24 protein-coding genes and 1 riboswitch are annotated in these 26,351 nt (G+C 33.1%); of the genes, 13 read left to right on the top strand and 11 right to left on the bottom strand.

The genetic code is table 11. The annotated features are described in order from the left end of the window. Positions 1 to 42 precede the first annotated feature (42 nt). The 7 genes from QM746_RS01365 to prfA all read left to right on the top strand — a co-directional run bounded on the left by QM746_RS01365 (position 43) and on the right by prfA (position 9,662). On the top strand, positions 43 to 1,509 hold the full coding sequence (locus tag QM746_RS01365; RefSeq protein ID WP_414982573.1) for a DUF5687 family protein: 1,467 nt from the start codon (positions 43 to 45) through the stop codon (positions 1,507 to 1,509). 14 nt (positions 1,510 to 1,523) lie between these two features. Beyond that, entirely contained in the window at positions 1,524 to 2,231 is a 708-nt protein-coding gene (locus tag QM746_RS01360) for an ABC transporter ATP-binding protein (RefSeq protein WP_414982572.1), read from the top strand. A gap of 159 nt (positions 2,232 to 2,390) precedes the next feature. Next, positions 2,391 to 3,998 carry a fumarate hydratase gene (locus QM746_RS01355; protein WP_414982571.1) on the top strand — a complete coding sequence of 536 codons (1,608 nt, stop codon included), beginning with the start codon at positions 2,391 to 2,393 and terminating at the stop codon, positions 3,996 to 3,998. A gap of 156 nt (positions 3,999 to 4,154) precedes the next feature. Beyond that, positions 4,155 to 4,427, top strand: a complete 273-nt coding sequence (locus QM746_RS01350; protein WP_414982570.1) for a hypothetical protein — start codon at positions 4,155 to 4,157, stop codon at positions 4,425 to 4,427. A 151-nt stretch (positions 4,428 to 4,578) separates the two neighbouring features. Further along, positions 4,579 to 4,687, top strand: a riboswitch (SAM riboswitch). 76 nt (positions 4,688 to 4,763) lie between these two features. Further along, positions 4,764 to 7,157 (top strand): TonB-dependent receptor plug domain-containing protein, encoded by a 2,394-nt coding sequence (locus QM746_RS01345; protein ID WP_414982569.1) that lies wholly within the window; start codon positions 4,764 to 4,766, stop codon positions 7,155 to 7,157. 4 nt (positions 7,158 to 7,161) lie between these two features. Continuing rightward, entirely contained in the window at positions 7,162 to 8,466 is a 1,305-nt protein-coding gene (locus QM746_RS01340; RefSeq protein ID WP_414982568.1) for an APC family permease, read from the top strand. Positions 8,467 to 8,579: 113 nt separating this feature from the next. Next, on the top strand, positions 8,580 to 9,662 hold the full coding sequence (gene prfA / locus QM746_RS01335; RefSeq protein WP_414982567.1) for a peptide chain release factor 1: 1,083 nt from the start codon (positions 8,580 to 8,582) through the stop codon (positions 9,660 to 9,662). An 81-nt stretch (positions 9,663 to 9,743) separates the two neighbouring features. Here prfA and QM746_RS01330 read toward each other — a convergent pair whose 3' ends face one another. The 3 genes from QM746_RS01330 to pflB all read right to left on the bottom strand — a co-directional run bounded on the left by QM746_RS01330 (position 9,744) and on the right by pflB (position 13,825). Then, positions 9,744 to 10,592, bottom strand: coding sequence for a hypothetical protein (locus QM746_RS01330; protein WP_414982566.1), 849 nt, complete (start codon positions 10,590 to 10,592; stop codon positions 9,744 to 9,746). 183 nt (positions 10,593 to 10,775) lie between these two features. Then, positions 10,776 to 11,513 carry a pyruvate formate-lyase-activating protein gene (gene pflA / locus QM746_RS01325; protein ID WP_414982565.1) on the bottom strand — a complete coding sequence of 246 codons (738 nt, stop codon included), beginning with the start codon at positions 11,511 to 11,513 and terminating at the stop codon, positions 10,776 to 10,778. A gap of 86 nt (positions 11,514 to 11,599) precedes the next feature. Then, a complete protein-coding gene (gene pflB / locus QM746_RS01320) occupies positions 11,600 to 13,825 on the bottom strand; it encodes a formate C-acetyltransferase (protein WP_414982564.1) in 2,226 nt (741 codons plus the stop codon). A gap of 414 nt (positions 13,826 to 14,239) precedes the next feature. Between pflB and scpA the strand changes: the two genes are divergently transcribed. The 3 genes from scpA to QM746_RS01305 all read left to right on the top strand — a co-directional run bounded on the left by scpA (position 14,240) and on the right by QM746_RS01305 (position 17,755). Then, a complete protein-coding gene (scpA, locus tag QM746_RS01315; protein WP_414982563.1) occupies positions 14,240 to 16,363 on the top strand; it encodes a methylmalonyl-CoA mutase in 2,124 nt (707 codons plus the stop codon). A 62-nt stretch (positions 16,364 to 16,425) separates the two neighbouring features. After that, positions 16,426 to 17,421: an enolase C-terminal domain-like protein gene (locus QM746_RS01310; protein ID WP_414982562.1), complete on the top strand. Its 996-nt coding sequence runs from the start codon at positions 16,426 to 16,428 to the stop codon at positions 17,419 to 17,421. Between the two features lie 112 nt (positions 17,422 to 17,533). Beyond that, on the top strand, positions 17,534 to 17,755 hold the full coding sequence (locus tag QM746_RS01305) for a hypothetical protein (RefSeq protein WP_414982561.1): 222 nt from the start codon (positions 17,534 to 17,536) through the stop codon (positions 17,753 to 17,755). 69 nt (positions 17,756 to 17,824) lie between these two features. Here the strand turns inward: QM746_RS01305 and QM746_RS01300 are convergent, their stop codons facing one another. Next, complete coding sequence (locus tag QM746_RS01300; RefSeq protein WP_414982560.1) at positions 17,825 to 18,124, bottom strand: cytochrome C; 300 nt, start codon at positions 18,122 to 18,124, stop codon at positions 17,825 to 17,827. Between the two features lie 61 nt (positions 18,125 to 18,185). On the opposite strand from QM746_RS01300, the gene meaB reads away from it, so the two are divergent. Further along, entirely contained in the window at positions 18,186 to 19,172 is a 987-nt protein-coding gene (meaB, locus tag QM746_RS01295; RefSeq protein ID WP_414982559.1) for a methylmalonyl Co-A mutase-associated GTPase MeaB, read from the top strand. Between the two features lies 1 nt (position 19,173). Here the strand turns inward: meaB and QM746_RS01290 are convergent, their stop codons facing one another. Then, positions 19,174 to 19,701, bottom strand: a complete 528-nt coding sequence (locus tag QM746_RS01290) for a DUF4251 domain-containing protein (protein WP_414982558.1) — start codon at positions 19,699 to 19,701, stop codon at positions 19,174 to 19,176. A 147-nt stretch (positions 19,702 to 19,848) separates the two neighbouring features. Between QM746_RS01290 and QM746_RS01285 the strand changes: the two genes are divergently transcribed. Beyond that, positions 19,849 to 20,655 carry a M48 family metallopeptidase gene (locus tag QM746_RS01285; RefSeq protein WP_414982557.1) on the top strand — a complete coding sequence of 269 codons (807 nt, stop codon included), beginning with the start codon at positions 19,849 to 19,851 and terminating at the stop codon, positions 20,653 to 20,655. A 78-nt stretch (positions 20,656 to 20,733) separates the two neighbouring features. After that, complete coding sequence (locus QM746_RS01280) at positions 20,734 to 21,024, top strand: hypothetical protein (RefSeq protein WP_414982556.1); 291 nt, start codon at positions 20,734 to 20,736, stop codon at positions 21,022 to 21,024. Positions 21,025 to 21,107: 83 nt separating this feature from the next. On the opposite strand, the gene QM746_RS01275 is transcribed toward QM746_RS01280, so the two are convergent. The 6 genes from QM746_RS01275 to folD all read right to left on the bottom strand — a co-directional run bounded on the left by QM746_RS01275 (position 21,108) and on the right by folD (position 26,327). Then, positions 21,108 to 21,734, bottom strand: coding sequence for an outer membrane beta-barrel protein (locus QM746_RS01275; RefSeq protein WP_414982555.1), 627 nt, complete (start codon positions 21,732 to 21,734; stop codon positions 21,108 to 21,110). Beyond that, the gene (locus QM746_RS01270; RefSeq protein ID WP_414985105.1) at positions 21,721 to 22,533 is read right to left on the bottom strand and encodes an ABC transporter ATP-binding protein; all 813 of its coding nucleotides are present in this window, start codon (positions 22,531 to 22,533) and stop codon (positions 21,721 to 21,723) included. Before QM746_RS01270 ends, QM746_RS01275 begins: the two co-directional genes overlap by 14 nt. Beyond that, a complete protein-coding gene (locus QM746_RS01265) occupies positions 22,533 to 23,282 on the bottom strand; it encodes an MlaE family ABC transporter permease (protein WP_414982554.1) in 750 nt (249 codons plus the stop codon). Before QM746_RS01265 ends, QM746_RS01270 begins: the two co-directional genes overlap by 1 nt. A 58-nt stretch (positions 23,283 to 23,340) precedes the next feature. Beyond that, positions 23,341 to 24,708: an exopolysaccharide biosynthesis polyprenyl glycosylphosphotransferase gene (locus QM746_RS01260; protein WP_414982553.1), complete on the bottom strand. Its 1,368-nt coding sequence runs from the start codon at positions 24,706 to 24,708 to the stop codon at positions 23,341 to 23,343. A 19-nt stretch (positions 24,709 to 24,727) separates the two neighbouring features. After that, the gene (locus QM746_RS01255) at positions 24,728 to 25,357 is read right to left on the bottom strand and encodes a 7-carboxy-7-deazaguanine synthase QueE (RefSeq protein WP_374364745.1); all 630 of its coding nucleotides are present in this window, start codon (positions 25,355 to 25,357) and stop codon (positions 24,728 to 24,730) included. An 85-nt stretch (positions 25,358 to 25,442) separates the two neighbouring features. Continuing rightward, positions 25,443 to 26,327, bottom strand: a complete 885-nt coding sequence (gene folD, locus QM746_RS01250; protein WP_414982552.1) for a bifunctional methylenetetrahydrofolate dehydrogenase/methenyltetrahydrofolate cyclohydrolase FolD — start codon at positions 26,325 to 26,327, stop codon at positions 25,443 to 25,445. Positions 26,328 to 26,351: the final 24 nt, after the last annotated feature.

Below are 26,351 nucleotides of genomic sequence, written 5' to 3'. Positions count from 1 at the left end.
AACGTTTTGGCTTCAATGGAAACTAATACATAAAACTAAGGTATGTATTTTCGTTTGTTGCAATTAGAACTCAAAAACTTTATCAGGAATCCACAATTTGGAGCGAATTTATTTTTTAAAATTATGTCGCTTTTTGCATTGGCAAATTTTGCTGTAATCTTTGTGGGAGCTGCTTTTTTTATTTTTTTTATCGCACAGAATAAACTTCATGTAGATCCGCTTGTTTTGGTTTCAAAATATTTGGTTTATTATTTAGTTTTTGATTTGGCAGTTCGATATTTTATGCAGCAGCTTCCAACTCAAAATATTAAACCTTTTCTTACTCAGAATATTTCTAAGAAAAAACTCGTCAATTATACTCTTTTGAAAGTTATTACTAATTTTTTCAATTGGGGAAATTTACTTTTTTTAATTCCTTTTGCAGGGCTAATGCTTTTTAATCATTATAATGTTTTGGGAGTTTTAATGTGGTTTTTGGGTGTTTTTGCAATGTTCTATATTAATAATTTCATCAATATTCTCATTAACGGAAAGGATAATTGGCTCTACGGAACAGTGGCATTTTTTGTGGTATTTTGGATTTTAGATAAATATGAAATTATTGAGCTTTCTAAACTTTCCGAATTGGTGTTTTATAGTTTTTACAATGTGATTGGCGTTTTTGTAATTCCGATTTTAATTGCTTTGTTTTTAGCTTATTACACGTATCAATATATTTTAAAGAATTTTTATTTGGATAAAGGTTTAGAACTTAAAAAAGCAGAAGGAAAAACAGAAAATATAGAATTTCTTAATAAATATGGAGTTTTAGGAGCTTTTTTAAATAATGATATTCGGTTGATAAAGAGGAGCAAAGCTGCTCAAAGTGCTGTAATTGGAAGTGTGATGTTTCTTTTCTACGGGTTGCTTATTTATTCTACTAAAACCTATGAAACAGATTTTATGAAAATGTTTTTGGGGATTTTTGTAACGGGTGGTTTTCTTTTCATATTCGGACAAAGAGTGCCAGCTTGGGACAGTTCTTATTATCCATTAATGATGACGCAAAAAGTTCCGTACAGACAATATTTAGAAGCAAAATGGTGGTTGGTGAATTTAGCAACTATTTTGTGTATGATTCTCGCGATTGGTTATGCTTTTATCAGTTGGGATTTGTATTTTACATTTCTTGCTGCGGGAGTTTATAATTTGGGAATTAATTCTCATCTTACTTTACTGAGTGGTGCTTACAATAAAAACCCAGTCGATTTGAATACTAGAGCAAAATCTATGGGAGAAAAAAATCAATTTAATGCAAAGAATCTATTGCTTACAATTCCTAAATTGCTTTTTCCGATGGCAATTTTTGCAGTGATGAAATATTTCTTCGGGATGTTTGCAGCGATGTTTACGATAGCGGTTGTTGGTGCAGTAGGATTTGCTTTTAGGGCAAAAATATTTGATTTTATTGTTAAAATTTATATCAAAGAAAAGTATTCAGCAATTGCTTCATTCAAGAAAAACGATTAATTAAAACCAAAACTATGATATCAGTAAAACAACTTTCAAAAATATACAGCAACAGAAAAGTTCTTAATATAGAATCTTTGGAAATTCCGAAAGGTGAAACTTTTGGTTTGGTAGGGAATAACGGAGCAGGAAAAACCACTCTTTTCAGTCTTTTGTTAGATTTAATTGAAGCGAGTTCTGGAAGCGTCTCTGTAGATGGAGAAAATGTGGCGAAATCTGAGCATTGGAAAAGTAAAGTTTCTGCATTTATTGATGAGAATTTTTTAATTGGTTATCTTACGCCAGAAGAGTATTTTTATTTTATTGGCGAACTTAGAAATCAAAAAAGACAAGATGTGGACGAGTTTTTGAAACAGTTTTCAGATTTTTTTAATGGAGAAATTCTTAATGGGAAAAAATACATCAGAGATTTGTCTAAAGGAAATATGAAAAAAGTAGGAATTGTAGGCGCTTTAATTGGCGAACCAGAAATTATAGTTTTAGACGAGCCTTTTGCAAATTTAGACCCTACTACTCAAATAAAATTGAAAAAATTAATAAAAGATTGGTCTCAAAAGGAACAAATTACATTTCTTATTTCTAGTCACGATTTGGCACATACCACAGAAGTTTGCAATAGAATTGTTGCGATAAATAGAGGTGAAATTGTAAAAGACATACAAACCAACTCAGAAACCTTGCAAGAATTAGAAGATTATTTTGCTAGTCAGGTTGTAATTTAAACTCATTATAAATCACTTTAAGTCTCGGAAATTTTCGGGACTTTTTTAATGCTAAAAAATCGAAATTCCGTAAATTTACAATTCAGTTTTTTTGATTGAATTTTCTATAAAAAAGAAGATTTTATAATGTCGTAAATCGTAAATTAAAAATACTAAAATATGGACTTTTTTTATCAAGATCCGTATCCTATTCTAAAGGATGACACAGTTTATAAAAAGCTAACTTCAGATTACGTAAAAGTAGAAAAATTAGGCGAGAGGGAGATTCTTGTAGTAGAACCTAAGGCTCTGGAGCTTTTGGCAGAAGAAGCCATGAAAGATGTTTCTTTTATGCTTCGTTCAGCACATTTGTCAAAATTGAAAAAAATATTAGACGACCCTGAAGCTACTGATAATGACAGATTTGTAGCATATAATCTTTTGCAAAACGCAGCTGTAGCTATTGAAGGAGCTTTGCCTTCTTGTCAAGATACAGGTACTGCAATTTGTGTTGCTAAAAAAGGAGAAGATGTTTACACTGGAGTTGACGATGGAGAATACATTAGCAAAGGGATTTTCAATACGTATCAAAAACAAAATTTGAGATATTCTCAGATTGTTCCTCTTACTATGTTTGATGAGAAGAACTCTGGTTCTAACCTTCCTGCACAAATAGATATTTATGCAAAAAAAGGAAATTATTACGAGTTTTTATTCTTAGCAAAAGGTGGTGGTTCTGCCAATAAAACTTTTCTTTATCAAAAAACAAAATCTCTTTTGAACGAAAAATCTTTAGAAGAGTTTATTCGCGAGAAAATAATGGATTTAGGAACCGCAGCTTGTCCGCCATATCACTTGGCTTTTGTAATTGGAGGAACTTCTGCCGAAGCTAATTTAGCAGCCGTTAAAAAAGCATCTGCTGGATATTATGACAATCTTCCTACATCAGGAAACGAAGGAGGACAAGCTTTCAGAGATTTAGAATGGGAACAAAGAATTCAAAAAATCTGTCAAGAATCTGCAATTGGAGCTCAGTTTGGAGGTAAATATTTAACTCACGACGTTAGAGTAATAAGATTACCAAGACACGCAGCTTCTTGCCCAGTAGGGATGGGAGTTTCTTGTTCTGCAGATAGAAATATCAAAGGAAAAATAACCAAAGAAGGTATTTTCTTAGAACAATTAGAAACCAATCCAGCTCAATATTTGCCAGAAGTGGCACCTCATTTAGAAGAGCCTGTTTCTATAGATTTGAACAGACCAATGCCAGAGGTTTTGGCAGAATTGTCTAAATATCCTATCAAAACTCGTTTAAAATTAAACGGAACTCTAATTGTAGCGAGAGATATTGCTCACGCAAAAATTAAAGAATTGTTAGACGCAGGAAAGCCAATGCCAGAATATTTCAAAAATCATCCAATTTATTACGCAGGACCAGCAAAAACGCCACAAGGAATGCCAAGTGGAAGTTTCGGGCCTACAACTGCGGGAAGAATGGATGTTTATGTAGATGAATTTCAAGCGAATGGAGGCAGTATGATTATGCTTGCCAAAGGAAATAGAAGCAAAGATGTAACAGATGCTTGTGCAAAATACGGAGGTTTCTATTTGGGTTCAATTGGAGGGCCAGCAGCAATTTTGGCTAAACAAAATATTTTGAGCGTAGAAGTAGTAGATTTCCCAGAATTAGGAATGGAAGCGGTGAGAAAAATTGAAATTAAAGATTTTCCAGCGTTTATTATAACTGATGATAAAGGAAATGATTTCTTTGCTGCATTAGCTCACTAGTTATTATTTTATTCTTTAGAAGAGGCTTTTTAGGTTTTAATAATTTAAAATAAGCTTCTTCTAAATAATAATAACTTCTATTAAATGACAAAATTCACGTGAAAAACTTTTGTCGATTAAAAAATTGTTTTATTTTTGCCTAAAATAATAGAAATTATGTTTTTAGCAGGTTTTTGGCCAGTTTACCAGTTTCTTTGGACTGTATATTTCATCACAATGTTTTTGGTGGGATTTTGGTGTATTTTAATGTTCTTCGGAGTTGTAATCCCAATGTGGCTTACAGAAGGTTTAGCCGAATATTTCGGGAAAACTAAAAAATTTAATCCTGAAGACGTTAGAAGAAAAACTTTGGTAGAGCAAGAAGGTGTAGAAGTAATCTATAACCAGCCAAAAGGAAACGGTCCTTATTTACACGCAGGTCATCATTAATTTCGATGTCATTGCTTTCTTCCCTTAATTTGAAGAAAGTAATATCAAAGCAAAACAAAATATATTTAAAATCTGTTCAAATCTTATTTGGGCAGATTTTTTTTGTTAAAAATTTGTTAAGTTAAAAAATACTCCTATTTTTGCAACTCAAAACTTATCAAGAAAGGTGGAGGGATTTGGCCCTTAGAAACCTTAGCAACCAACACGTTCTGAACGGAGTAACGGTGCTAATTCCAACCTAATAATAGGATAGATGAGAATAGATCAAGTGTTTATTTTACAATTTCTATAGGTTACCTCTGCATTTCTTAATTTAAAATTTAAATAAAATTAGAAATGAAAAAAGCTACCTTTAGCATTCTTTTACTAAGTGCGTTGTATGTACATGCACAAGAAGTTACAGAAAAAAGCATTGATGATGTTGTTTTGGTGGGAAACAGAGCAAATAATCGTACTAAACTCAATACATTAGTTCCTGTAGATGTAATTTCTGTTCAAAAAATTCAACAAAGTTCTCCTCAGACTACCGTTCAAGATTTATTGAATTATGTAATTCCTTCTTTCAACTCGGTAAGACAGTCTGCTTCTGATGGGACAGAACATATTGACCCCGTAACTTTGAGAGGTTTGGGACCAGACCAAGTTTTAGTATTGGTAAATGGTAAAAGAAGACATACAACTTCTTTGGTAAATTATCAAAATACTGTAGGAAATGGCTCAGTAGGAACAGACCTTAGCACAATTCCTGTGATTGCTATTGATAGAATTGAGGTTTTAAGAGACGGAGCGGCTGCGCAATATGGTTCTGATGCTATTGCTGGTGTTATTAATATTATTTTAAAGAAAAACCAAGGAGCTTCTGCATCTATTACATACGGGCAAACTGGTAGAAATGACGGCGAAACCTACCAAGCTGGGGCTAATTACGGAACTACTCTTGGTAAAGACAAAGGTTTTATTAATTTATCTCTTCAATTAAGCCACAGAGGAAAAACCAATAGGTCTCAAAATCATAATTTAGATATTTTTGGAGATAATTTTGCTTATGATTTTGCGAATGATCCTGCTCAAGCGAGAGCAAATGATGACGCAATTATTGCACAAAGAGGTTTAACTCGTGATGATTTTAACTTTCAAGTTGGTGATGCGCAGATTAAACAAGGGCAACTGTTTTTAAACGCCGAATATCCTTTGAGTGATAAATGGAATTTGTACTCTTTTGGAGGAGCAAGTATTAAAGAAGGCGAAGGTTTTGGCTTTAGAAGATTGCCTAGCGAAACATCTAACGTAGTTTTGTCTATTTTCCCTAATGGATTTCAACCGGTTTTAAATTCAAAAATTTACGATTTTTCTTACGCAGTTGGCACGAAATACCAAAACAACAATTGGACTTTAGACCTTAGCAATACTTTTGGTAGTAATGTTTTCAATTATGATGTAAGCAATACCAATAATGCTTCAATGGGAGCGCAGTCTCCAACTGAGTTTAATGCAGGTTCTCATGGTTTTTTACAAAATACATTTAATGTAGATGTTTCTAAAAAGATTGATAATTTCAATATTGCTTTTGGTGGAGAATGGAGATTTGAGCAATATCAAATAAAATCTGGCGAAGAAGCTTCTTATAAAAATTATGGTTTAGTTTCTGGTGCAGCTGGAGGAGCGCAATCTTTCATTGGTTTTTCTAATAATAATGCGCTTAAAAAATCTAGAAATTCTGAAGCACTTTACGCAGATGTTTCTTATGATTTGAATAAATTTAATGTAGATGCAGCGGCAAGATTCGAAAATTATTCAGATTTTGGAAGTGCACTTACCGGTAAATTGGCTTTAAGATATGAATTGTTTAAAAACTTTTCTTTGAGAGGAGCTGTAGGAACTGGTTTCAGAGCGCCATCTTTACAACAACAATATTTCAACAATTCTTATTCAGATATTTCAACATCTGGTAGCGGAATTGTAAATAAAGGGATTTTTACCAATGATAGTGCAATTGCGCAAGAAATAGGTTTTGATAAATTGAAAGAAGAAAAATCTGTAAACGCAAGTGCAGGATTTACTTTCAAGCCTGTTGATAAATTATTTATAACACTTGATGGTTATTTTATTAAAGTAAAAGACAGAATTGTAATTACCAGTCAGTTTTCAGACTCGTCTTTTGCTACTTATGGTGTAGAAAGTGCTAGATTTTTTGCTAATGCTGTAGATACAGAAACCAAAGGTGTAGATTTGGTTGTAAGCTATGATTGGGCTTTAGGTGGAGGAAATCTTAACATTAACCTTGCTGGAAATTATACAGAAACGAAAATTACTAAATTTAATTTCCCTGAAAAAGTTTTGGCAAGTCATTCTCAAGACGAATTCTTTGGACCAGACCAAATTAACATTATAGAATCGCTTTCTCCAAAAACCAAAGCTTCTTTAGGTTTAAATTATAAAATAAATAAATTTAATTTCTTGGTGAGAAATACTTATTTCGGAGAAGTGACCAGAGATGGATTTCCGTATGGTTCTGTACAAAAATTCTCTCCAAAAGTGGTTACAGACCTTAGTGTAGGTTATGATATTACCAAGAAACTTAACTTTACTGTAGGAGCAAATAATTTGTTTGATGTTTTCCCAGATTTGCAAGTTTATGAAAATTCTTATTATGGAGTTTTCAAATATGCACCAGTTCAAATGGGAACAACAGGAAACTATTTCTTCGGAAGATTGAATTACAATTTCTAGATTGATGAAAGACCTAAAACACAAAATCGGCTGGAAAACCGCCACAGCTATCGTTGTTTCTAATATGATTGGAACTGGCGTTTTTACTACTTTAGGTTTTCAGGTTGTGGAGTTACAAAACACCGTCACTATATTTTTATTATGGTTAATTGGTGGTGTTTTGGCGCTCTTTGGCGCTTTTTGTTATGCAGAATTGGGAACGTTTTTCAAAGGAAATGGTGGAGATTATATTTATCTTTCTAAAACGTATCATCCTATTCTGGGTTATCTTAGCAGTTGGATTTCTCTTGTTATTGGCTTTTCGTCTCCTGTTTCATTGGCAGCTTTGGCAATGGCTAAATATATGTCTGTTTTTCAGGGAGATTTTGGGACTTTTTTTGCAATTGCGGTTATTTTATTGGTAGCTTTGGCATTGTCTTTCAGTTTGAGTCTTTCGGGGAAATTTCACAATTTTTTTACTTTTATCAAAGTGAGTTTTGTAGTTGTTTTAATTGTAATTGGAGTTTTGTTGTCTCAAAATCCGGTTCATACTTCTATTAATTTTAATTCTAGTTGGGAACAAGAGATTCTTTTTTCAGCTTTTGCAACTTCTTTGGTTTTTGTAACGTATGCTTACACTGGTTGGAATTCTGCTTCCTACATTGCCGGAGAAATAGATAAACCACAAAAAAACCTTCCAAAATCTTTAATTGTAGGAACCGTATTTGTAACTTTTTGTTATGTTTTCATCAATTACATTATGCTGAAACACGCGCCAATAGAAGCATTGAAAGGTAAAGAAGATGTAATGGGAATTGCAGCCAATTATATGTTTGGGACAACTTTTGGCAAAATTGTGAACGTTTTTATTGCTCTTCAATTGGTGGCAACTATTAGCGGTTATCTTTGGGTAGGTTCTAGAATTACACAGGCTACGGCTTCAGAGAACAAGCTTTGGAGTTTTTTAGCCATTAAAAACAAAAAAAACATTCCGGTGAGAGCTATTTTTGCACATGCAATTATCGCAATTATTATTATTTCTACGGGAAGTTTTAAGCAGATTTTTCTTTACACAGCGTTTGTGTTGCAGTTGCTTTCTACATTAGCAATTTCTGCTGCATTTTTCCTCAAAAAATCAGACAGAAGACTTTTTAAATCCAATTGGTTTTATCTGTTTCCTGCGGTGTTTGTTTTGTTTAGTTTTTACATTTTATACTTTACTTTTATTAGTAATCCTAAAGAAAGTTTGGTAGGTTTGGCAATTGTTTTAATTGGTATTATTCTGTATTTGTTTGATAAGCGAATTCCGAAGCCTATAGAAGAAGATTAATTCAAAATATTTAAAATCTGTTCAGTTTTCTGAGCAGATTTTTTTCATCCTTACATCTAACTTCTAACATCCAAGCAAAATTCCTTATCTTTGCACCCAAATAATTTTTGAAAATGTCAAAAAGTTTAATTCCAAAACTTCAAGCAATTAAGCAACGTTATAACGAGGTTGCTGATTTAATTATACAACCAGATGTAATTACAGACCAAAAAAGATATGGTCAACTCAACAAAGAATACAGCGATTTAGGAAAAATCGTGAGAGTTTTTGATGAGTATATGCAAGCGCTAACTACCATAGAAGAATCAGACGAAATTATAGCGGATGGTTCTGATAAAGAGTTTGTAGAATTAGCAAAAATCGAAAAAAACGAAGCTCTAGAGAAAATTCCAGGTTTGGAAGAAGAATTGAAAGTGCTTTTGATTCCGAAAGATCCTGCCGATGATAAAAATATAATCTTGGAAATGCGTTCCGGAACTGGTGGCGACGAAGCTGCAATTTTCGTGGAAGATATGTACAGAATGTACACCATGTATTTCAAAACCAAAGGTTGGAAACACGAAGTTACCGATTCTTCTGAAGCGTCTAAGGGTTACAAAGAACTCGTGATGAAAGTAGAAGGAGAAGGTGTTTATGGAATTATGAAATTTGAATCTGGTGTTCACCGTGTGCAAAGAGTTCCTGAAACGGAATCTCAAGGCAGAGTACACACTTCTGCGATTACGATTGCGGTTTTACCAGAAGCGGAAGAAGTAGATGTGGAAATTAATCCTGCAGATATTGAAATGCAAACCTCACGTTCTGGTGGAGCTGGTGGACAAAACGTAAACAAAGTTGAAACGAAAGTTCAATTGACGCACAAACCTTCAGGAATTGTGGTGGTTTGTCAACAAGCGCGTTCTCAGCTGGCAAACAGAGAGTTAGCAATGGAAATGCTTCGTGCAAAATTGTATGATATTAAATTACAAGAAGTAGTAGGAGATATTGCTGCACAACGTAAAACGATGGTTTCTACTGGAGACCGTTCTGCAAAAATTAAAACCTACAATTATCCTCAAGGTAGAGTTACCGACCACAGAATTAATAAATCTATCTACAATTTAGATGCTTATATGAATGGCGATATCCAAGAAATGATGGATGCTGTGATTATGGCTGAAAATGCAGAGAAAATGAAAGGTCAAGAAGAAATTTAACGGATTTTCTAAATAATATATATAGAAAGCTCCCATTTTGGGAGCTTTTTTAGTTAAAGCTTGAGTCTTTTGTTATGCAAACTATTCGTTAAATAAATCTCTAACTCGATTTCTTCTATGATTTTCTTTAATGAAAATTATTGCTCTCTCAAGTCTATTTATTGCCATTTCTAATTCTTTATTTTCAAATGTAATTTCATTTGGAAGTGAAGATAATACAATTTTTAAATTTCTCATGCCAAAATCCAAGTCTCTAACCACCCTCAAATCTAGAGGATTACTTTGATTTATTTCCTTGATTATGTGGGAAATATAATTTGGAGGTAATATTAGTTCTGGATTTCTAAGAATTTTGAATTGCTCTCTAGTAATTTCAAGTATTTCCTCAACGGCTTCATTTGAACTATCTTTTATAGTGTCTTCATTGCTAACTGATTTAGAATTTATTTCCTTTAAAAGAGGATCAAGATTATTTTTTAATTTTTCATACCAAACATCGAAAGTTTGTTTTAATTTACTTTCGTCTAATTTTTCTTTACCTAATGCACTGTTGATACTTAAAACTAGCTTTAACAAATCTTTTTTGTCGTATAGCGTTGATTGAAATTGTAGTAAAGGACTTTTTTTTAGCTCTGATGGTTTTAGTCCAAATAAAAAGGGAGAGACATTTGATGTAGTAAAAGCTTTTGATAGAGCGCCAGCTTCAAAGTTCAACCATGGAGCGTCTATATTTTGAGGGGTAACACATAAAATTCCGAATGAGGAATCTTCTAACTCTTTTGCAATGTCAATACTCCATCTTGAGCCTTTATCTATGTCTTCAGAAGAGACATAAGGTTCAACAGACTGAATAACGAATGGTAGCCATTCTCTTAGTTCAATTGCAATTTTGTGGCTTAAATCTCCAGACCAACTTAAAAAAACTTTCATGGTTTATATATTTTATGATTATTAATATTTTTTGTGATTTGTTTTAAAAATTATTTACAAAATAAATGTAAATTAATAAATTTCACCTAAATAATTTTTTATTTCTTCCTCTAAATTACAAAATATTCTCTAAAAAAAATACGGAAAACCATAAATAAAAAAGTCGAGATTTTTTCTCGACTTTTATTTTTGGTTATCTGGCAAAGGCAAATCATATTTCCTAAAAATCTCCACTGCTTTTTTTACATCTTCCATATCTGCAGGTCGGCAATTTTCTAGAGGATATTCTCTGCCAATTTCTTTCCATTTGTGTGCGCCCATTTGGTGAAATGGTAAAATATCTACACGTTCTACATTTTTGAACTGAGAAACATATTTCGCCCAATTTTCTAAGTCTTCTGCATCGTCTGTATAACCAGGAACCAGAACGTATCTTAGCCAAGTTGGTTTGTTGATTTCAGACAAATATTGCATAAACTGAAGCGTAGGTTCTAGTTCTACTTCTGTGAGTTTTAGATATTTTTCAGGATTGATGTGTTTAATGTCTAGAAGTACCAAATCTGTAATTTCTAGTACGTTTTTAATATCGTCGTTAAATAAATAACCATTGGTATCCACACAAGTATGAATGCCTTGTTCTTTGCATTTTTTAAATAATTCCAGAACAAATTTGGCTTGCATTAGAGGTTCGCCTCCAGAAACGGTAACACCACCAGTTTTGATGAAACCTTTTACTTTTTCAATCTCGTGAAAAGCTTCATCTACTGTCATTTTTGTTTTTTCGCCTTTGTTCCAAGTATCTGCATTGTGGCAATAGAGACAACGAAGATGGCAGCCTTGTAAGAAGTATATAAATCTAATTCCGGGACCGTCTTTGGTTCCGAAAGTTTCGTATGAATGGACAAATCCGTGTGTTTGCATAGTTTTCAAAGATAATAAATTTCAATAAAAAGAGAGTTAAGAACACTCTTAACTCTCCCCGAAAAATAAATGAATTTATATAAAAATTAGAAACATTCGGTGATGGTTCTGTTGATTACGTCAAGTTGTTGTTCTTTAGTTAATTTAATGAAATTAACGGCGTAACCAGAAACTCTGATGGTTAACTGAGGATATTTTTCAGGATGCTCCATTGCATCTTCTAATAATGAACGGTTGAAAACGTTTACATTTAAGTGGTGACCAGTTTGGTTGAAATATCCATCCATTAAACCAATTAAGTTAGATTGTTTTTCGTCCATTGTTTTTCCTAAAGTTTCAGGAGTAATAGCGAAAGTGTAAGAAATACCGTCTTGTGCATCTTCGAAAGGAAGTTTTGCAACAGAAGCTAAAGAAGCTACAGCACCTCTTGTATCACGTCCGTGCATTGGGTTTGCACCAGGTCCGTAAGGTTCGCCAGCTCTTCTTCCATCAGGTGTATTTCCTGTTTTTTTACCATAAACTACGTTAGAAGTAATGGTAAGAACAGATTGAGTTGGGATTGCTTTTCTGTATGTTTTTTGTTGACGAACTTTGTCCATAAAGATTTTAACAATGTCTACTGCAAATTTATCAGTTTTGTCATCGTTGTTTCCATAAGGTACGTAAGGTTGTTCTACTACATAATCTGTGATAATTCCGTCTTCGTCTCTTACTACTTTTACTTTTCCGTATTTCATAGCTGCGAAAGAGTCTGCTACGATGGAAATACCAGCAATACCACAAGCTTGAGTTCTGATAACATCTACATCGTGAAGTGCCATTTCATAAGCTTCATAAGAATATTTATCGTGCATGTAGTGGATAATGTTCAATGCTTGGATGTAAGTTTCTGCTAACCAATCCATCATTTTGTCGAATTTATTCCAAACATCATCGAAATCTAAGTAATCTCCTTCTACTTTTGGCATTACTGGAGTCACTTGTTTTTTAGTCAACTCGTCTATACCACCATTAATAGCATATAATAAAGCTTTAGGTAAATTAGCTCTAGCTCCGAAATATTGCATTTGTTTTCCAATAGTCATTGGAGATACGCAACAAGCAATTCCATAGTCGTCATTGAAAGTGTCTTTCATTAAATCATCATTTTCATATTGAAGAGATGAAGTGTCTATAGAAACTTTAGCGCAATATTTTTTCCAGTTTTCTGGTAATTGCTCGCTCCAAAGAACAGTTAAGTTGGGTTCTGGAGATGGGCCAATGTTGTATAAAGTGTGTAAAAATCTGTAGCTGTTTTTAGTAACGAAAGAACCTCCTTTTTTGTTAAGACCTCCTAAAGATTCTGTTACCCAAACTGGGTCTCCAGAGAAAAGAGCATCATATTCTGGAGTTCTAAGGAATCTGATGATTCTTAATTTCATTACAAAATGGTCTATCAATTCCTGAGCGTCTTGCTCTGTAAGAAGTCCTCTTTTAATATCTCTTTCGATGTAGATGTCTAAGAAAGTAGAAACTCTACCAATAGACATTGCAGCACCGTTTTGGTCTTTAGTAGCAGCTAAATATGCAAAATATAACCATTGGATAGCTTCTTTAGCATTGGTAGCAGGGTTAGAAATGTCATAACCATAAGAAGCAGCCATTCTTTTTAGGGCTTTCAAAGAATTAATTTGCATGGTAATTTCTTCACGAAGTCTTACAACTTCTTCGTTCATACCATCACAATCCATTCTGTTGAAATAATCTTCTCTGTCTTTAATAAGAAAATCTACACCATACAGAGGAACTCTTCTGTAATCACCAATAATTCTACCACGTCCATAAGCATCTGGTAAACCAGTTACAATACCAGAATTTCTGGCAGCTCTAATAGGAGCATTGTACGCAGAGAAAACTCCTTCATTGTGAGTAACTCTATATTTAGTGTAAATTTCTTTGGTATCAGCATTTAATTCATAACCATAGGCTTTTAAGCCATCTTCCACCATTCTGATACCACCATTTGGGAATATACCTCTTTTAAGAGGAGCATCCGTTTGTAAACCAACAATTTTCTCTAAATCTTTATTGATATATCCAGCTTCATATGCATCAATTTGTGAAGGTTTTTTAGTCTCAGCATCATAAATTCCTTTCTCTCTTTCTACTTTAAACATTTCACAAAGCTCTGCCCATAGTTGGTTGGTTGCTTCTGTAGGACCGGCAAGGAAACTATCATTTCCGGTATATTCTGTATAGTTGTTCTTTATAAAGTCGCTTACGTTAATTTCTTTTTGCCAAACGCCAGGCTTAAATCCAATTGTTGCTTCCATAATTTTATATTTTAAGTTTTTTAGTAATCTGTAAGTGGTTTTTTATTGAGTTATTTTGTCTTACAGAACCTCCTTTTTCGTATTGCAAAATTAAAAACATAAATAATTAATTAATAATGACTTTATATGATTTTTGTTAGAGCGCTAGTAGATTTTTTAAATTGAAAGCAGAATTTTAATAGAAAAAATAAGTAATAGGATGTTTTTGTCTGAATTAAAACTGAATAAGAAAAAATATTTTGTAAAAATGTGATGTTTTTGTGGTGAAGTTTTGAATTATTGTTAAAAATAATATTCGTTTTTTAGTAATTCATTAAAATTGCTAAAATTCAATTCAAAGATGCTCTTTTTTCAAAAAAAACATTATTTTTTGAAGGCTATTTTTATTAAATTTACTCATAGAAAATTCTTGAAATGAGAACCAAAATCCAAAATCAAAATCCCGATTTTCAATCTTTCAATTTTACCCAAAAGTTTGAAAATTATTCTTTTGAAAAAGATGGACTTCAGTTAAAATCATCTTACACTTCCGAAGATGCTGCAATTTTAAAAGAAAAATCTTTTACCGCTGGCATTGTGCCGTATCTCAGAGGTCCTTATTCTACCATGTATGTGCAAAAACCTTGGACAATTCGTCAATACGCAGGTTTTTCTACCGCCGAAGAATCTAATGCTTTTTACAGAAGAAATCTGGCAGCCGGACAAAAAGGACTTTCAGTAGCATTCGATTTGGCTACTCACAGAGGTTATGATAGCGACCATCCCAGAGTTGTGGGAGATGTAGGAAAAGCGGGAGTTGCCATAGATTCTGTAGAAGATATGAAGATTTTGTTCAACCAAATTCCTTTGGATGAAATTTCGGTTTCTATGACGATGAACGGTGCTGTTTTACCAATTTTGTCGTTTTATATTGTAGCGGCAGAAGAACAAGGCGTTTCTCAAGAAAAACTTTCTGGTACCATTCAGAATGACATTTTGAAAGAATTTATGGTGCGTAACACTTACATTTATCCGCCAGAACCTTCCATGAAAATTATTGCTGATATTTTCGAATATACATCTCAAAATATTCCGAAATTTAACTCAATTTCAATTTCTGGGTATCACATGCAAGAAGCGGGAGCAACACCAGTTTTGGAAATGGCTTATACTTTGGCAGATGGTTTAGAATATGTAAGAACAGGGATTAAAGCCGGAATGAATATCGATGATTTTGCACCGAGATTGTCCTTTTTCTGGGCAATTGGGATGAATCATTTCATGGAAATCGCAAAAATGCGTGCTGCAAGATATATTTGGGCAAATCTTTTGACACAATTCAATCCTCAAAATCAAAAATCTTTGGCATTAAGAACGCATTCTCAAACTTCTGGATGGAGTTTAACCGAGCAAGAACCTTTCAATAATATTACCAGAACGGCTATTGAAGCGTTGTCTTCAGCTTTGGGCGGAACGCAATCTCTTCATACCAATGCTTTGGACGAAGCTATTGCGCTTCCAACAGATTATTCGGCGAAAATTGCGAGAAATACGCAGATTATCCTTCAACAAGAATCTGGAATTTGTGATGTGGTTGACCCAATGGGAGGAAGTAATTTGGTGGAAGCTCTTACACAACAAATGATTGATGAAGCCATGAAATACATTGATGAAGTGGAAAAAGAAGGCGGAATGACTAAAGCCATTGAAGCGGGAATTCCGAAAATGAGAATTGAAGAAGCGGCAGCCATCAAACAAGCAAAAATTGATAGTGGCGAAGAATTTATTATTGGAGTAAATTCTTTTAAATCTTCATTAAAACAACCCGAAATTGAAATCCTAGCCATTGATAATACAGAAGTTCGCCGTAAACAAATCGAAAGATTAGAAAAAATAAAAGCCGAAAGAAATACCGAGTCCGTTCTACAGATATTAAATGAAATTAGAGAATGTGCAAAAACAAGGAAAGGAAATCTTTTGTCTCTTTGCATTGAAGCTGCCAGAAGAAGAGTTACTTTGGGCGAAATGAGCGATGCGATGGAAGAAAGTTTCGGGCGATACAAAGCTAATATTAAAACCATTTCAGGAGTTTATGCCATGAATGCCAGTAAAAATGAATTTTTTGAAAAAGCAGTTTCTCTTACTCAAAAATTTGAGGACGAAGAAGGACGAAGACCTAGAATTATGGTTGCCAAAATGGGACAAGACGGACACGATAGAGGTGCGAAAGTGGTAGCAACAGCTTTTGCAGATATGGGTTTTGATGTAGATGTTGCGCCTTTGTTTCAAACACCAGAAGAAGTGGCGAAACAAGCGGTAGAAAATGATGTTCATATTTTGGGAGTGTCGTCTTTGGCGGCAGGTCATAATACTTTGGTGCCTCAAGTGGTAGAAGAATTGAAAAAGTTGGGAGCAGACGATATTACGATTGTTGTGGGAGGAGTAATTCCTCAGCAAGATTATGAATTTTTGTACGCAAATGGTGCAGATTTCATCTTTGGACCTGGAACCAATTTACCAAAATGTGCAGTGGAGATTTTGGAGAAATTTTTGGAATAAGATATATTTTTGTCACGAATTCACGAACAAGATTTTGATTTTTTTTTCTATTAAAATAATAAATGCAATTACACTTCTACAAAACAGAACTTCTTTTAAAAGAAACTTTCTCTATCGCTTATGGCAATTATGACAAGCGAGATGCTTTGGTGATAAAACTTTCGCATCTTGGTTGTGAAGGTTTTGGAGAATGCGTTGCGATTAATTATTACGGAATTAATCTGCAAAAATTTATTTTAAAATTAAAGCAAATTCAACCTAAAATTGAAACACAAGAAATCATTCATCCAAAAGAATTTTACCAATTTTTAGAAACTTTAAACTTGCATCATTTCTTGCTTTCGGCCTTAGATTGTGCATATTGGGATTTATTTGGGAAATTAGAAAATAAAACGGTTTCAGAAATTAATCAATTAGAAAATAAACCGTTGGTAGAAAGTTCTATCACGATTTCAATTGCAGAAATAGACGAGCAAATTAGGAAAATAGAAAATAGTTCTTGGTCTAAATTTAAAGTAAAATGCAATGGTTTTAATTTAGAAAAAACAGAAAAATTATTAAGTTTGAACAAAAATATTTCTCTAGATGCCAATGCGAGTTTTACCAAAGAAGATTGTCTTGAAATTCAGGAAAATGCTGATTTTCAGAAATTAAAGTACATAGAACAGCCTTTGGAAATTGGGAATTATCAAATTTTAAAAAATAGCGGAACTGTAAATTGGATGGCAGACGAAGATTGTCAGGACTTTACTTATTTGCAAAAATTGAAACCTCATTATTCTTCTATTAACATCAAATTGATGAAGTGTGGCGGACTTACGCCTGCGTTAGAAATGATTTCGGAAGCCACAAAATTGGGTTACAAAATCATGCTGGGATGTATGACGGAGAGTTCTATTGGGATTTCTGCGGGTTGCGCTTTAGCGGGATTGTTAGATTTTGCAGATTTGGATGGTGCTAATCTTATTTCGAACGATTATGCAAAAGGCAGTTTTGTAGAAAATGGCAGAATTCAACTTTCCGAAAAACCAGGTCTTGGGATTGATTTTTTGCTATAAAATTGTAAAAATATCCCTAAAAACCTAACAAATATCATTGAAATCAATCATATTAGTTTCCCAATGCGGTATAAAAATATGCCGTACCTTTATCAAAGAAAATAAATTATTAATGGAAACTACTACCTTACAGAAAATCAACAATTTAATTAAAGATTTGCCAGATTACTTAGCCGAAGAACTGTTGGAGTATGTAGAATATTTGGTTTACAAATTTCACAAAGATGAGGAGCTAAGTGATGAGCAGAAGAGGGTTATTTTGAGAGGTTTGGAAGACATCAAATACGGAAGAAGTCACATTGAAACTTCAAGTACTGAAGAAACTATTATTTAAGGTTTTATTTCAAATCGAATCAAAATTAATAGATAGAAAAGCTTCAGAAAATCATCTGAAGCTTTTTTATTAGTTAGAAGTGCTAACGTATAAATACACTAAATCTGCTTGCTGAGAGGTAAGTTTGGCTTTTGGTGCCATCCAATCTACAATAGATTTCCACTTTTCGTCGTCATATTTTTCTAATGCTGGCAAACCGTGGCATTTTCCACAATTATTCTCGAAAACTACCTTTCCTTGCGCTAGATTTTCGTTAACAGACGTAGTTGCATTAATTGGAGTTTGTGTAACAGTGCCTGTATTTGGCTTCTGCGAGGTACAAGCTGCAATACCAATCGCAAGAATCATCAATAAAAATAATCTTTTCATATTAAATAAGTTTTATCAAATATAATATTTTTTTGAAATATGTTTTCTTAAATTTGTTAAAATGAAACTTTCAACACAAGAATTATTAGCAGGATTAAAAGCTCAAGATAAAAGAATTTTGGGTAAAGCAATTACTTTGATTGAAAGTAAAAAACCAGAACACAGAGCTCAAGCTGAAGAATTGTTGAAAGAAATTTTGCCTTTGTCTGGAAAATCTGTAAGAATAGGAATTACAGGAGTTCCAGGAGCTGGGAAATCTACATTTATAGAAAATTTCGGAAAATTAGCGATTGCAAATGGCAAAAAAGTGGCTGTTTTGGCAATAGACCCTAGTTCGTCTCTAAACAAAGGCTCTATTTTGGGGGATAAAACTAGAATGGAAGAATTGGCAAAAGACGAAAACGCGTTTATAAGACCTAGCCCAAGTTCCGGATTTTTGGGAGGAGTTGCCAATACAACTTTCGAAACCATGCTGATTTGTGAGGCTGCAGGTTATGATTATATTCTGATAGAAACTGTTGGAGTAGGGCAATCTGAGGTTTTGGTTGCAGATATTTCTGATGTTTTTTTGTTTTTGAAAATTATTGGTGGTGGCGATGAATTGCAAGGCATAAAAAGAGGAATAATGGAAATGGTAGATGTGGTTTTTATCAATAAAGTTGATGATGAAAACCTCTCGAAAGCCAAACAAACAAAACTAGAGTTACAACGTGCTTTACAATTCTTACCTCCGAAAGAAAAAAACTGGAAAATACCTGTTCTATTAGGTTCAGCGCTTAATAAAATTGGTTTGGAGGAGGTTTATGATAAGATTTCAGAATTTATTTCTCTTAAAAAATCGACTAAAAGATTTGATGAGGTAAGAAAAATTCAGGCAAAAAAACGTTTTGATTATTGGGTGAAAGAATATATTTTGAGTGCTTCCAAATCATCAGAAGAATTAGAAAATCAATATGATTTGCACAAAAAAAATGCTTCAGAAATGGCATCGAATCCAAGCTCTGAAGCAAAATTATTTGTAGAAAAATTTTTGAATAAAAAGCTTTAAACTATTTATTCGTTTCATTTTTCATGATATATCCATCGTAAGAAATGGCTTGTCTATCACTAGAATCTATGGAAACAAACGCCGCTCCGTTTTTGAAAATTTCCAAATAAATTACTTTAATGTTGTTTTGGTCTTTGGGAGAAATAGTATAAACCCAATTTCCTTTTTTGTTTTGTACTTTACTTATTGTGAAGTCTTTTGAAGTAAAATTGTAACTGTTTTTACTGGTGTCATAACTTGGGTTGAATAATCTTCCAAAATAAGGTAAGTTAACAGTTAATTCTTTGTCTTTCAATACTACAGAATATCCATAATCTAAATTCAGCATTCTTGCAGAATTATTATTAGGCATAGAGTTCATCACATTTATCACATCAAAATTAGTAGGATTAGCACGTTTTGCCATGAAAGTCAATTCGTTGGAGTTGATAAATTGGTCAAGCGATTTCTCGTCTACATAAGTTTGAGAGGTACAAGAAAAAAGAAATGTTAATAAAAACATTACACTCATTAAAACTGTATTTTTCATAATAGATTTATTTTGAGTTATGTGGATATGTACAAATTTAGTGCAAAAATATATCATCATTTTATCATTTTTTTATATAATTATTATTTAATCTCAAATGGAACAATAATTGTTTTAATTTTGTCATAATTATTAAAACAACTAAAGATGAAATTTAAAACTTTATTAGGGGCAAGTGCTTTAGCAGTTACTTTAGTAGCTTGCGTTACCAATCCTATTACCGGAAGAAAATCTATTCAAATAAGCAATGATGCTGAACTTCAACAGATGGCGTTACAAGAATACAAAGCAACACTTTCTAAATCAAAAGTTGTTTCTAATACTGTAGATGCAAAAAATATAAAAACGGTTGGAATGAATATAAAAAATGCTGCGGAAAGATATTATAAAAGTATAGGAAGAGAAGCAGATCTTCAGAATTACAACTGGGAATTCAATCTTCTGGAAGATAAACAATTAAATGCATGGTGTATGCCCGGTGGTAAAGTGGCTTTTTATACAGGTATTATGCCAGTATGTAAAGATGCTACAGGAATAGCCGTAGTAATGGGACACGAAGTATCTCATGCTTTGGCTGGTCATGGTAACGAAAGAATTTCTCAGGCAATGATAGCACAAGGTTTAGGAGCAGCAACAGGAAGTGCTATAAAAAGTGATAAATTACAACAGATATTTCAAGTAGCTTATCCTATAGGAGCACAAGGAGTATTATTAAAATATGGTAGAAACCAAGAATTAGAAGCAGATAAAATGGGCTTGTATCTTATGGCAATGGCAGGTTATGACCCAAGACAAGCAAAACCCTTTTGGCAAAGAATGGAAGCTCAAAGTTCAGGATCTAGACAGCCCGAGTTTTTATCTACTCACCCAAATCCTGAAACAAGAATGGCAGATATTGATAAAAATTTACCAACAGCATTAGAATATTACAAAGCAGCAGGGGGAAAATTATAAAATTTTTTGAAATCTATACTTAACCTTCTCAAAAAAATGATTAAATTTGAGAAGGTTTAGTATTTTAAATAACTTATTATGAAGAGTTTATCAATTATAGGAGTAATACTGCTTGTCTTATCTGTTTTGCTATTTTATCTTACTACAGATTTTGATGTAGAACAGCTAAAATTATCTCATTTGATGGGTATTTTGGGAGGAGTTGGTATTGGATTGATATTCGGTGGAGTAGTAGGCTATGTAAGTAAAGGCTCGGCAATGAAAGCGGAACAAAAAAGAAAAGAATTTCTAAAATTACAACAAGAAAAAATTGAACTAGAAAAACAAGCCGCCGAACTCGCTCAGCAACAAATAAAAGACAACAACTAACAACAAGCTACAGATAATAGTTTTAACAATAAAGGCGTAGAAAATAAATTCTACGCCTTTATTAATTTTTATTTTTAATGAATTTAAAAATTATATCCTATACCAAATATGAGCAGATTAGGTCTGCCATCGTATCTTACAGTTGTGTTGGTATTATTATCAATAAATTCTCTTTGGTCTTTGCTGAAAGCGCCTTCATATCTGGCAGAAAAAACCAGTTTTGAAATGGTAGCTTGCGCACCAAATTGATAACCTACTGTAAAATCTTTGGTTGCGTTTTCTTTGAAATCATTCCATTGATTGTCTGTAGATAAATTATAAGATGCTACAGGACCTGCGTAGATTCCTAACATTTTCCCTAAAATATTATATCCAACTAAAACAGGTAAATCTACTCTGTTGCTTTTAGCTTTAATTGTAGTATTGGTTACAGGGTCTGTGAATTCGTTTTTGAAAGTGGTGTAATAAAGTTCTGGTTGTAGGAAGATTCCAAAAGGAGTGTTTATTTTAGCTGAAAGTCCAAAATTATAGCCTACACTGTTTTTCCCTTTTTCGTTATAAACGGTTGTTGTTCCGTTTTTAATATTCGTCCAAGTTGGGCTGTCTGACCTGTAAAGCAAGTTTGCTTTAACGCCTAAATTTACTTGTGCAAAAGACATCAAAGATGCCGAGACAAGAGCTGTGCTGATAATTTTTTTAATCTGTTTCATTGTCTATTTTTGTTATAATGTTCTCTATACTCGTTTTATTAATTTTAATGAGATATTCTCTTAGCTCTTTAAAAAGTTCTGAAGAATAAACGAAATCTATAAGATGATTATTGTCTGAAGTGATAATAATGTCTTTAGTTCCTTCCCATTCTTTAATCCCATGTCTTAGATATACAATTTTCTCGCCAATTGTCATCACAGAGTTCATATCGTGCGAATTTATAATGGTTGTGGTGTTGTATTCTTTTGTAATTTCTGAGATTAAATCATCAATAATATTAGATGTATAGGGGTCTAAACCAGAGTTTGGTTCGTCACAAAACAAATATTTCGGATTATTAACAATTGCTCTTGCTATGGCAACACGTTTTTGCATTCCGCCAGAAATTTCTGAAGGGAATTTTTTTTCAGCCTTTTCAAGATGTACTCGTCCCATTACTTCTCTTACTCTTTTTTTCTTTTCGGTGAAAGTAAGATTGGTAAACATGTCTAGCGGAAACATAATGTTGTCTTGAACGGTCATAGAGTCAAACAAAGCACTCCCCTGAAATACCGTTCCAATTTCAGATCTTAATGCTTCTTTTTCCGTACGAGACATTCCTACAATGTCTCTTCCGTCAAATAATATATGCCCTTCTGTAGGTTCGTAAACGTTTAATAAAGATTTCAGAAATACAGTTTTTCCAGAGCCAGATTGTCCTATCACCAAATTTACTTTACCTGTTTCGAAAGTTGTAGAGATTCCTTTTAAGACTTCAGCGTCATCAAATCTTTTTCTTAAATTTTGTACTTCTATCATCAGCTTAAGAACATTTGGGTTAGAATTAAATTCGTAATAATTACAGCAACAATTGTCCATACAACGGCTTGTGTACTCGCTCTACCAACTTCTAATGAGCCTCCACTTACATTGTATCCAAAATATGCAGGGATGGTAGCGATTAGAAATGCAAAAACTGCCGTTTTGAAAAACGCATACCATATAAAATGCGTTGGCATGTACATTTGTATGCCTGTAATGTAATCTGCTGCAGACCAGTTTCCTGTTCCAACTCCAGCTAAATATCCGCCCCAAATACCAAACACGATGCTTATCGCGATAAGAAGTGGATTGAAAATAACACTTGCTATAATTTTGGGAAGAATTAATAGGTTTGCAGAGTTTACACCCATAATGTCTAATGCGTCTATTTGTTCTGTTACCCTCATTGTTCCTATACTTGAGGTGATGTATGAGCCTACTTTACCGGCAAGAATTACAGAAATAATAGTTGGAGCAAATTCTAGAATTAATACTGCTTTGGTAGCATATCCTACAAAAGACATAGGAATTGGGATACTAGAGTTTCTAAAATTATTGTACATCTGTATAGCAACTACAGCACCAACAAATATTGAGGTAAATAGCACTAAACCAAAAGAATTTACACCCAAGTCATTTATTTCTCTCAATAATATTTTTGAGAAAACCTTTCTTTTTTGTGGTCTCTTTGCTACTTTCCCTAAGAGTAAAAAGTATTCTCCTATTGCGTTTAAAAATTTTAACATAACGATGCGAAATTACAGTTTTTTGAATTAACTGTTTTTATAGAATTTTAATTAATTGTTAAAAAGCTTTTTTATCGCCTTTTATAAGTAGAAATATTGTTCTTATAATTATTACTAAATCTAGTATTATGCTCCAGTTTTTCACGTAGTAAGCATCTGCTAAGATTCTTTTTTTCATTTCTATGTCCATATTACCGTTTTCTCCTCTAAGCCCATTTACTTGCGCCAAACCCGTGATGCCAGGTTTTACAAGGCTTCTCATCGGATATTTACCTATTTTGGGTTTGTAATAATCATCTACCAAAATCATGTGCGGTCTGGGACCTACTATAGACATCTCTCCTCTCAAAACATTTAAGAATTGAGGCAATTCATCCAAACTTGTTTTTCTTAAAAAATGACCAAATTTTGTTATTCGTTTGTCGTTTTTAGAAGTAGTTTTAGTACAAGATTCACTATTTTCTACCATTGTTCTAAATTTAAAACAAGGGAAAATTTGGTCGTGGAAACCATATCTTTCTTGCTTAAAAAAAACTTTGCCTTTGCTTTCTAGTTTAATTAGTAAAGCAATAATAGGGAAAAGCCAAATTCCAATAAATACTAAAATAAATATTGAAAGAAAAATATCAATCAGCCTTTTTAAAAAAGTATTTGTGTAATTGTCTAAAGGGAATTTTGCCGGAGTTAAAATAGGCTGAGTGTCTATATACCCAAAATCGTACTGGAAATAATTGTTGTGAGAAATATTAGGGACTAAAGAAATTCGTACTTTATTCAGTTCCGCTTCTTTCAGAATTTTATCCTTCAGTTTTTGGTCTTTATTGCTTTCCGAAGGAACAAACATGGTGTGAATTCCGTTTTCTTTCCAGAATTCTTTTATTTCTTTTAAATTCGTAGAATCTCCTTTAAATTCAAATATAAGATAGCCTAAGTCTTTCTTTTCTATAAGTGTGTTTTTAAGTACTTCAGTTGAAGGATTTTCGTCTAAAAACATTACATTTCTGTGGTTTTTACCAAAAGACCTAATGTATTTTAAAGTATAAAAAATAAAAGTTTTTACTAAAAATAAAATGGTTGAAAAAGTAACAACAAGCCAATATTTTTCGTATTTAAGAAAATCATTATTGCTTACTTTTGCCAATAGAGCAATGCCAATGAGAAATAAAAAAATATGAGTGAAAATTCTTTCTAAATATTTTCCAAAAAATAAATTTCTAGGAATATCATAAAGTTTTGTTCTGCCACTCAAAAGAATCCAAAACAAGCTTAGAAGTAATAAAGAAAGTATATTTTCTTCGGTTTTCGCTTTTGCGATTTCAAAATTATTCCTGTATAAAAAGAAAAAAATGTACACAGCAGCAATAATCAAAATATCTGATATAATGACTATTGTTTTTAAATATCTGGAATATCTTAACCGCTGCATTCTTTAATAAAAAGCTAATTTAAGGAATATTTAGATACTTATGCGTTTGAACCGAAGCTTGCCAATTGGGATGTGCCAAAATGAAATCTGTAATTTTAGGATACATTTCGTCTCTTTTGCTCCATTCGCTTTGCATATAGAGCTTACAGTTTTCTGAAACTTTAGCTGCTTGTTCTTCTGCAAAAGTAAAATCGTGATTATTAAACATTATGACTTTCAGTTCGTTAGCGACTTTATAGATTTCTTCTTTTGGCAAACCTGTCTTTTTGGGAGAAAGTGTTATCCAATCCAAAATTCCGCTCATTTCATACGCTCCAGATGTTTCAATATGAATGGTGCAACCCAATTCTTTTAATTTTTTGGTTAAAATGTCTAAATTCCACATCAAAGGTTCACCTCCAGTAAGAACGATGGTTTTACAATAACTTGCTGCAATTTCTGCAATTTCTGTAGCATCCATTAAAGGGTGGAGTTCGGGATCCCAACTTTCTTTCACGTCGCACCAATGGCAACCAACGTCGCAACCGCCTAATCTAATAAAATAAGCTGCTTTTCCTGTATGAGCTCCTTCTCCTTGTAAAGTGTAAAAATGCTCCATCACTGGGAGCATTTTTCCTTCTTTTAATAATATTTCTTGTGTTAAATTCATTTTTTCAGAGTTCAGAGTTTCAAGTTTTGCTTTCCGAGATTTTTTTTAAAATATTTACCTCGCAAAACATATCTCAAACCTCGACTTAATCTTTATAAATTGTGTGTTTGTATGCTAATAGTGTGTTTTTCATTAGCATCGCTCTGGTCATTGGTCCTACACCACCAGGCACAGGAGTTATCCAACTTGCTTTTTCTGCACAACTCTCAAAATCTACATCACCAGCCAAATGATAACCTTTTTCAGTATTATCTTCTACTCTTGTAATCCCAACATCTACTACTACAGCGCCATCTTTTATCATTTCTCCTTTTAAGAAATGAGGGTCACCTAATGCTGTAATTACAATATCTGCATTTTTTGTAAATTCTTCAATATGAGGAGTGTAGCTGTGCGTAAGTGTGACGGTAGAATTACCAGGGAAATCTTTTCTTCCCATCAAAATAGACATTGGTCTTCCTACAATTCTGCTTCTTCCAATAATTACACAGTGTTTTCCTTTGGTTTCAATATTGTATCTTTCTAAAAGAGTTAAGATTCCAAACGGAGTTGCCGGCAAAAAAGTATCCATTTCCAAAGCCATTCTCCCAAAATTTTCCGGATGGAAACCATCTACATCTTTTTTAGGATTAATAGCCATGATAATTTTTTCCTGATCCATTTGCTTAGGAAGAGGCAATTGCACGATGAAACCATCTACATTAGGGTCGTTATTTAGCTCTTCAATTTTTTCTAAAAGCTCTGCTTCCGAAGCTGTGCTAGGGAATTTATACAAAGAAGATTCGAAGCCTACTTCTGCACAGTCTTTCACTTTACTGTTTACATACGCTTTGCTAGCGCCGTTGTTTCCAACTAAAATTGCAGACAAATGAGGAATTCTTTTTCCCGATGCTTTAATTTTTTCAACTTCGGCTTTTATTTCCTGCTTTATTTCGCCAGAAACTTTTAGTCCGTCTAAGATTTGAGCCATTTTTTACTTTTTATTTTTTTTAGA

Source organism: Cloacibacterium sp. (assembly GCF_047601505.1).
In the GTDB taxonomy this organism is placed as follows: domain Bacteria; phylum Bacteroidota; class Bacteroidia; order Flavobacteriales; family Weeksellaceae; genus Cloacibacterium.
Note: the sequence above shows the minus strand (reverse complement) of the source record. Positions and strands in the feature narration are given on the sequence as shown.